Source organism: Verrucosispora sp. SN26_14.1, assembly GCF_004307965.1.
Taxonomy (GTDB): domain Bacteria; phylum Actinomycetota; class Actinomycetes; order Mycobacteriales; family Micromonosporaceae; genus Micromonospora.
Genome location: NZ_SISL01000293.1, coordinates 1 through 7,637, shown reverse-complemented (window position 1 = coordinate 7,637; position 7,637 = coordinate 1). Strand labels below are relative to the sequence as shown.

General features: G+C 71.6%; 9 protein-coding genes. 5 read left to right on the top strand and 4 right to left on the bottom strand.

From position 1 onward, the window contains the following. Positions 1–597: 597 nt before the first annotated feature. A complete protein-coding gene (gene tyrS / locus EYA84_RS22075) occupies positions 598–1,884 on the bottom strand; it encodes a tyrosine--tRNA ligase (protein WP_131054954.1) in 1,287 nt (428 codons plus the stop codon). Between the two features lie 99 nt (positions 1,885–1,983). Here tyrS and EYA84_RS22070 point away from each other — a divergent pair, with 99 nt between their 5' ends. From EYA84_RS22070 to EYA84_RS22055, 4 genes are all read left to right on the top strand, one after another. Next, on the top strand, positions 1,984–2,376 hold the full coding sequence (locus EYA84_RS22070) for a PaaI family thioesterase (RefSeq protein WP_131054953.1): 393 nt from the start codon (positions 1,984–1,986) through the stop codon (positions 2,374–2,376). A gap of 150 nt (positions 2,377–2,526) precedes the next feature. After that, positions 2,527–3,753, top strand: a complete 1,227-nt coding sequence (locus EYA84_RS22065; protein WP_131054952.1) for an NRAMP family divalent metal transporter — start codon at positions 2,527–2,529, stop codon at positions 3,751–3,753. Further along, positions 3,750–4,130 carry a hypothetical protein gene (locus EYA84_RS22060; protein WP_131054951.1) on the top strand — a complete coding sequence of 127 codons (381 nt, stop codon included), beginning with the start codon at positions 3,750–3,752 and terminating at the stop codon, positions 4,128–4,130. The genes EYA84_RS22065 and EYA84_RS22060 overlap by 4 nt, the downstream gene beginning before the upstream one ends. Then, the gene (locus EYA84_RS22055; protein ID WP_131054950.1) at positions 4,117–4,428 is read left to right on the top strand and encodes a PRC-barrel domain-containing protein; all 312 of its coding nucleotides are present in this window, start codon (positions 4,117–4,119) and stop codon (positions 4,426–4,428) included. The genes EYA84_RS22060 and EYA84_RS22055 overlap by 14 nt, the downstream gene beginning before the upstream one ends. A 32-nt stretch (positions 4,429–4,460) precedes the next feature. Here EYA84_RS22055 and EYA84_RS22050 read toward each other — a convergent pair whose 3' ends face one another. The 3 genes from EYA84_RS22050 to EYA84_RS22040 form a co-directional block, all read right to left on the bottom strand. Next, complete coding sequence (locus EYA84_RS22050; protein WP_131054949.1) at positions 4,461–5,906, bottom strand: hemolysin family protein; 1,446 nt, start codon at positions 5,904–5,906, stop codon at positions 4,461–4,463. 147 nt (positions 5,907–6,053) lie between these two features. Then, the gene (locus tag EYA84_RS22045) at positions 6,054–6,689 is read right to left on the bottom strand and encodes a hypothetical protein (protein ID WP_131054948.1); all 636 of its coding nucleotides are present in this window, start codon (positions 6,687–6,689) and stop codon (positions 6,054–6,056) included. Positions 6,690–6,755: 66 nt separating this feature from the next. Next, entirely contained in the window at positions 6,756–7,235 is a 480-nt protein-coding gene (locus tag EYA84_RS22040) for a GNAT family N-acetyltransferase (protein WP_131054947.1), read from the bottom strand. A gap of 155 nt (positions 7,236–7,390) precedes the next feature. Here EYA84_RS22040 and EYA84_RS22035 point away from each other — a divergent pair. Then, positions 7,391–7,637, top strand: a 247-nt coding sequence (locus tag EYA84_RS22035) for a hypothetical protein (protein WP_131054946.1), incomplete at its 3' end; no start/stop codon positions are given.

Genomic DNA, 7,637 nt, shown 5'->3' with positions numbered 1-7,637 from the left:
AAAATGTTGTTGCCAAAGGAATCCCCACCAACCAAGCAAAAGCTTGGCCAGCACGGGGTATCATAAAACAATTTGGCACTGGCTTATCAAGCACCCTGTTGAGTTCTCAAAGAACAACCACACACCATCAGAACACCCACACCAGCAGGCACCCCTCCGGGGCATCACCCGCACCCACCTCGCGGCGGGCACTTTTACTACGTTACCCGCTGGTTTCAACCGTGTCAAACCCGCTTCCGCTGGTTTGTCGCGCTTCCACCCTTTTGTCGGGCACCACAGATCCGTTCGGCTATCGCCGCTCGTCTCGTGGCTTTGGCAGGCCGGCCGCTTGCGGTTTCCCGCTAGCTCGCCCGGTTCCCTGCCGGTCGTCAACCCTACCCGGTCGGTTCCGCCTCGCCAAATCCGCCTCGCGGCGAATCGGGGTGCACCACCCGGCCTCGGTCTCGATGAGTGTATCCACCGCACTCGAGGGGTTGACCAGCACCCCGGCCTTAGGTCTTTCGACCGTTTCGTCCGTTCCGCGCTGACAGAGAGAAAGTTACGCGCCCGACGGATTGATCGTCAAATCCGCCGGACGCGTCCCGCGTCACACCGCGCTCAGCTCGCCACTTCGACGCCGGCGAACGAGCGCTTGCCCCGTCGCAGCACCAGGTACCGCCCGTGCAACAGGTCCTGCGCCGTGGGTACGGCGTCGACCTCGGTCACCCGCTCGTTGTTGAGGTAGGCACCACCCTCGGTGATCACCCGACGGGCCTCCTTCATGCTCGGCACCAGGCCGGACTCCTTGAGCAGGGTGGCCACGTCCGGTAGGTGGTCGAGGCGTACCAGGCCGGCCTCGGCGAGCGCGGCGCGCAGCGTCACCGGCGTCAGGTCGGCCAGCGAGCCCCGCCCGAACAACGCCTGGCTGGCGGCGACCACCTGCGCCATCTCGCGTTCGCCGTGGACCAGGTTGGTCAACTCCTCGGCCAGGGCCCGTTGTGCCGCCCGACCCGCCGGGCGCTCCGCACTCTCCATCTCCAACGCCTCCAGCTCCTCCCGGGAGCGGAAGCTGAAGTAGCGCAGGTAACGGCCGATGTCCCGGTCGTCGACGTTGATCCAGAACTGGTAGAAGGCGTACGGGCTGGTCATCTCCGGGTCGAGCCAGACCGCGCCGCCCTCGGTCTTGCCGAACTTCGTGCCGTCCGACCTGGTGACCAGTGGAGTGGTGAAGGCCTGGACCGGGCCGAGCCCGCGACGGCGTACGTAGTCCACGCCCGCGGTGATGTTGCCCCACTGGTCCGAGCCGCCGAACTGGAGCTGGCAGCCGTGCCGGCGGTGCAGCTCGAAGAAGTCGTTGGCCTGCAGGAGTTGGTAGCTGAACTCGGTGAAGCTGATCCCGCTCTCCAGCCGGGCCCGCACCACCTCGCGAGCCAGCATCTTGTTGACCGGGAAGTGCTTGCCGACGTCGCGGAGGAACTCGACCACCGACATCTCGCCGGTCCAGTCCAGGTTGTTGACCAGTTCGGCGGCGTTGTCCCCGGAGTACGAGACGAACGGGGCGAGCTGGTCGCGGATGCGGCTCACCCATCCGGCCACCACCTCGGGGGCGTTGAGCGTCCGCTCCGCGCTCTCCTTCGGGTCACCGATCTGCCCGGTCGCGCCGCCGACCAGCAGGAGCGGTCGGTGCCCGGCGAGCTGGAGACGGCGGGCGGTGGTGACCTGCATGAGGTGGCCGGCGTGCAGGCTCGGCGCGGTCGGGTCGAAGCCGACATAGAACGCGGCCCCGCTGCCGTCGAGCAGCCCGCGCAGCTCGTCGGGGTCGGTGGAGTCCTGGATCAGGCCGCGCCACCGCAGGTCATCGGTCAGGGAGTCCCGCCGGGGCGGCGGGGGGCTGCTCTCGGTCACGGTCACCGATTCTCCCCCATCGGCCGGGTTCGGCCCTACCGGGTCAGCCCGTGCCGACGCTCCGGTTACGCTGACGACGCCAAGATCGAGGAGGCTGCCGTGGAGTTCCCGGACGTGTCGAGCGGCTTCGCCGGACTGCTCGGGCTGGAGTTCACCGAGATCAGCGGTGACCGGGTGACGATTCGCTGGCGGGTACGCCCGGAGTTGCACCAGCCGTACGGGCTCCAGCACGGCGGGGTCTACTGCGCGGTGGTGGAGACGGCGGCCAGTGTGGGCGGCGGTGTCTGGCTGGGTGACCGGGGGCAGGTCGTCGGCGTGTCCAACCAGACGGACTTCCTGCGGGCGGTGCGCGACGGCGAGTTGACCGCGGTGGGCACCCCGGTGCACCGGGGACGCAGCCAGCAGCTCTGGCAGGTGGAGATCACCGACGCGGATGGCCGGCTGGTGGCCCGCGGCCAGGTACGCCTGCAGAACCTCTACCCGAACGCCTGACCCCGACCGGACGTCCGACGCCGGGGCGCGGCTCGGTGGTGCGCGCACCTGACCACGGCTGAGCCCGGCAGCGGATGCCGGTTTTGTGGAAAATTGACGCGTTAACGGCGATATGGTCGCGTCGATGACCGCGCCCGCCCCGCCGCCGACGTGAGGAAGCTGCTCGCCGCCACGCTCGGCATCCTGTCCGCGGTCGGCGGTTTCGTGGACATCGGCGACCTGGTCGCCGCCGGGCAGGCCGGCGCGCGATTCGGCATGGCGCACACCTGGGTGCTGCTGCTCGGGGTGGTCGCCATCTGCGCGTACGCCGAGATGGCCGGACGGATCGCGGCGGTGACCGGCCGGGCGGTCTTCGACCTCGTCCGGGAACGGCTCGGCGCGCGGGTGGCCCTGGTCAACCTGGCGGCGTCGTACCTGGTCACGGTGATCACGCTGGCCGCCGAACTGGGCGGGGTGGCGCTGGCGCTGCGGCTGGCCACCGGGGTGCCGTACCTGGTGTGGGTGCCGATCGCCGGGGCGGCCGTCTGGCTGGTGCTGTGGCGGATGCGCTTCCCGCTGATGGAGCGGGTGTTCGGACTCGCCGGGTTGACCCTGGTGGTCTTCGCGGTGGCGCTGTTCTGGCTGCCCACCGATTGGGCGGAGCTCGGCCGCAGCGCGATCTCGCCGAGCGACTCCGGGCAGGGCTGGGGCGCGTACTGGTTCGTGGCGGTGGCGTTGTTCGCCTCCACGGTCAGCCCGTACGAGGTGTTCTTCTTCTCCTCCGGCGGGGTGGAGGAACGCTGGAGTGCGGCCGACCTGGCCGACGCCCGGTTCAGCGTGCTGGTCGGGTTCCCGATCGGCGGGTTCCTCGCGTTGTCGCTGATCGCCACCGCCGCCGTGGTGCTGCGGCCGGCCGGGTTGACGGTGAGCAGCCTGGACGAGGTCGCCCACCCGGTCGTGCTGGCCTTCGGCACGGTCGGACTGGCGGTGGCGGCGTTGGCGTTCTTCGCCGTCACCTTCGGCGCCGCGTTGGAGACCGGGCTCTCCGCCGCGTACGCCGCCGCGCAGTACTTCGGGTGGCAGTGGGGCAAGCGGGTCAGCCCGCGCGAGGCGGCGCGGTTCCACACCGTGCTGCTGGTCAGTGTGCTGCTCGGGGTCCTGCTGCTGCTCACCACCATCGACCCGGTGACGCTCACCGAGTACATGCTGATCATCAGCGCGGTGGCGTTGCCGCTGACGTACCTGCCGATCCTGGTGGTCGCCAACGACCGCACGTACCTCGGCGACCGGGTCAACGGGCGGGCACTCAACCTGCTCGGCGCGGTGATCCTGCTGGTCATCGTCGCGGCGGCGATCGCCGCCGTTCCGCTGGCCGTGGGCACGAGGATGGGACAGTGAGGATCGGGGTGAGCCGGCAACTGCTGGACCGCCAACTCGTCGACGTGGCGGGTCGGCTGGTCGGCAAGGTGGACGACGTGGAGTTCGCGTTCGACGCGAACGGCGTGCCGTACCTGTGCACGCTGCTCAGCGGGCCCGGCGCGCTCGGCGCACGGGTCGGCGGACGGCTCGGACGGATGCTGGTGCTCACCGCCGAACGCTTCGTCACGGACCGCCCGGTAGCGCCGCTGCGCATCCCGTACGACCTGGTCGACCGGGTCGACAGCGCGGTGCGGCTGCGGATACCGGCCGAGGAGCTGACGCCCTCACCGGTGGAGGAATGGCTGCGTCGCAGGTTGATCGGCCGCATCCCGGGGTCCGGCCGTGCGAGCGGGTGAGCTGCTCGGCCGGACCGTGTACGACGAGCACGGCCGGCGGCTGGGTCGGGTGGTCGACCTGGTGGTGCGGGGTGGTCCGGCCGGGCCGCTGCGGTTGACCGACCTGGTGGTGACCCGGCACTGGTACGGCCGGGTGAGCGGGCGTCTGATCGGGCCGGAGCGGCATCCGTCCGCCCCGTGGGCGCTCCGCGCGGTGGCCCGGCGACTCGGCCGCAGCACCGTGCAGGTGCCGCTGCACCGGGTCCGGCTGGATCCCCCGCTGCCGGAACCGCCCGGCGACGGGGTGCCGCCGGGCTGACCGAAGGCGGGTGCCATGAGAGCAGGCGAGCCTCAGGGCCTGGTGCCGTCCAGCACGGTCCGCTCTTCCGGCGTCGCGGCCCGCGCGGGCTCCACCACCGATGACGCCTGCGCGGGCTCCACCACCGATGAGGCCTGCGCGTCGGCCGGCGCGTGCTCCGCCGGGTCGGTCGAGGACTGCTCGGCGGAGGCGGCCGGGGTGTCCGGGTCGCCGGGGCGGCACAGCCGCATCCCGTGGATGGCCCGGGTGTCGACCTCGGTGACCTCCAGCAGCCAGCCGTCGACGGTCACGTGCTCGCCCTGCCCGGGGATGCGGCCCAGCGCCGCCAGGACCAGGCCGGCGATGGTGGTGTAGTCGCCCTCCGGGCGGCTGGGCAGCTCCACGGAGATGTCCGGCAGGTCGTGCACCGGGAAGGTGCCGGGCAGCAGCAACGCACCGTCCGGCTCGGTGCGCACCGAGCGCACGTCCCGGTCGGTCTCGTCGTAGATCTCGCCGACGATCTCCTCCAGGATGTCCTCCAGCGTGACGATGCCGTCCACGGCGCCCCGCTCGTCCACGACCAGCGCCATGTGCTGCCGTTCGGCCTTGAACTGGCGCAGCGCGTCGACCACCGGCACCGAGTCGGGCAGCAGCATGGGCGGGCGGACGTACTCGTCGACGGGCCGGTCGTCGCGGACGCCGACCAGGTCGCGCAGGTGGATGACGCCGACCGCCTCGTCCAGCCCGCCGTGCCGGACCACCGGCGCCCGGGAGTGCCCGGACGCGGCGAGCACCAGCCGGGCGTCCTCGGCGGTGGTGCCGCTGTCCAGACAGAAGACCCGCAGCCGGGGCACCAGCACGGCGCGCAGCCGGCGGTCGGCGATCTCCACCGCCCCGGCGATGATGGTCTGCTGTTCCTTGGTGAAGCCGTGGTGGCCGGAGACGATGTCCCGCAGCTCGTCGGGGCTGATCTCGTCCGGTTCCGGCTTCGGGTCGAGCCCGAACAGCTTCACCACCAGGTCGCTGGTGGCACCGAGCACCCACACCACCGGCCGGGTGAGGGCGGCGAGCAGATCGAGGGGGCGGGCGACCAGCAGCGCCCAGCGCTCCGGCACCTGCATCGCGATCCGCTTCGGGGCCAGTTCGCCGAAGACCAGGGTGACGAAGGTCAGCACCAGCGTGACCAGGACGATCGCGACCATCTCGGCGGCCCGGCCGAAGACGTCGTCCAGCAGTGGCACCAGCGGCCGGGCCAGCGACACGGCGGCGGCGGCCGAGGCGAGGAAGCCGGCCAGGGTGATGCCGATCTGGATGGTGGCCAGGAAGCGGTTCGGGTCCCGGGCGAGCCGGGCCAGCACCTGTCCGGCCCGGCCGGTGCGCTCCAGCCGCTGGACCTGGCTGTCCCGCAGCGACACCAGTGCCAGCTCACTACCGGCGAAGATCGCGTTGATCACGATCAGGACTCCGACCAGGGCCAGCTGGCTCCAGTAGCTCTGCACGCCCGGTTCTCTCCCTCACTGGACCACGCCGGGTGGCGTCGCCGGCGGAGGCCCCGCGGCGTAGCGGTGCCAATTCCCCGTCGTCCCGACGCCGAATCCTGGTATCGGAAGGAGGCTTCCGACCGGGCGCGGCACCGACGCGGAAGGTCAGCTCGACGGCACCGTCGGTGCCGGCAGGTCCAGCACGAACGAGTCGCCCTCCCGGCGGAAGCCGAGCCGGTGGTAGTACGCGCCGACCATGCCCGGTGGGCTGACCACACGGCGGAAACCACGCTCGGTGAAGAGGCTGCTGCGCCGGTAGACGAACTCCCCCGGGGTGAAGTCGCGAAACGGCGGGGTGACGTAGTCGAGGTCGATCTGGGCGACGCCGTCGCCGACGTCCCGGGCCAGCACCACGCCGACCACCTCGTCGGCGCGTACCACCAGGAAGGCCGTGCGGCCGGCCACCCGCCCCGGGTGGAAACCGGGGTTGAACCGGGCGATGTCGGCGGCGTGTACCCGCAGCGTGTGGGCCAGGAAGGCGTCGTCGGCACCGACCTCGACCACCTGGTAGGTCTGCTCGTCGTGCCGGGTGGTGAGCAGCCCGCGCAGGTACCACACGTTGATCACGGCCAGCACGACGTTCAGCCCCACCATGGGCCACACCTGCACGGCGGCGTTGTAGCCGATCAGCACGAAACAGCCGACCAGGTTGAGGGCGCGCAGCCGCAGGATGCGCGTCTGCAGCAGCGACCAGACCAGCAACGCGGAGCCGGCCCAGCCGACGAGATCCAGCCAGTTCACCCCGCGAGGGTAGTCGCCGCCCAGGTCAACGCCCCGGCGGGGCGGACGGTCAGGCGGGGCGGACGCTCAGGCGGGCAGTTCCAGGACGTACTCGTCGACCTCCTGGTCGCGGGCCGGGGCGTACCCCCGGTCGGTGCCGCGCACGACGAACCCGCAGCGACGCAGCACGGTCAGCGAGCCGGCGTTGTCGACCGCCGCGCGCGCGTGCAGCGGCCGTCGGGTCACCTCCTCCAGCAGCGCGCCGAGTGCCCGCGTGGCGTGGCCCCGGCCCCACCGGGCCGGATCGATCCAGTAGCTGACCTCGGTGCGGTCCCCGACGGGAAAGGCCAGCACGTAACCGACCACGGTGTCCCCGACGGTCGCGGTGCGGGACACGATGTCCGGGTCGGTCAGGATCCGGACCCAGCGCGCGGCGAACACCCGCGGGTCTGCGGGGTCCGCCGGACCGAAGGCGGCCATCCGGTTGGCCTCGAGGTCGAGCTGGTGGGCGTAGAACTCCGGCAGGTCGTCCTCGCCGACGGGCCGCAGCCGCAGGTCGTCGGTCATTCCTCAGACGATACGCAGTGACTCCTTCGGTCGGGCAGGGCCGTTGGTCCCGGGCCACGCGGGCGGATCGCCCCTGCCGCCCGGCGTCGGACCGGACCAGGCTGGCACCGGGAGAGCCGTCAGCGGGACGGCCCCGGCACAGGGCGGAGCGGACGTTGGCCGGACAGGTCCAGGTCACCGGCGGGACGACGACGGCGCGCACCGGCGTGGTCGTGGAGGGGGCGCGCGGCGCCCGCACCGAGAGGCGGTGGGCGGTACGGCACGTGGTCACCCCGGACGGCGACCGCTTCGACGTGACCGGCACCGGGTACGCCCCGTTCGGCGGCGTGCACCGCGACGGCACACCGGTGGCCGTGCCGGACGAGCTGCGCCGGCTCTACGACCTCTACTCCCGCGAGGACG

Coding starts and splice junctions, on each gene's coding strand:
- EYA84_RS22040 (WP_131054947.1), bottom strand. CDS start 7,235: ATGACCGACGACCTGCGGCTGCGGCCCGTCGGCGAGGACGACCTGCCG.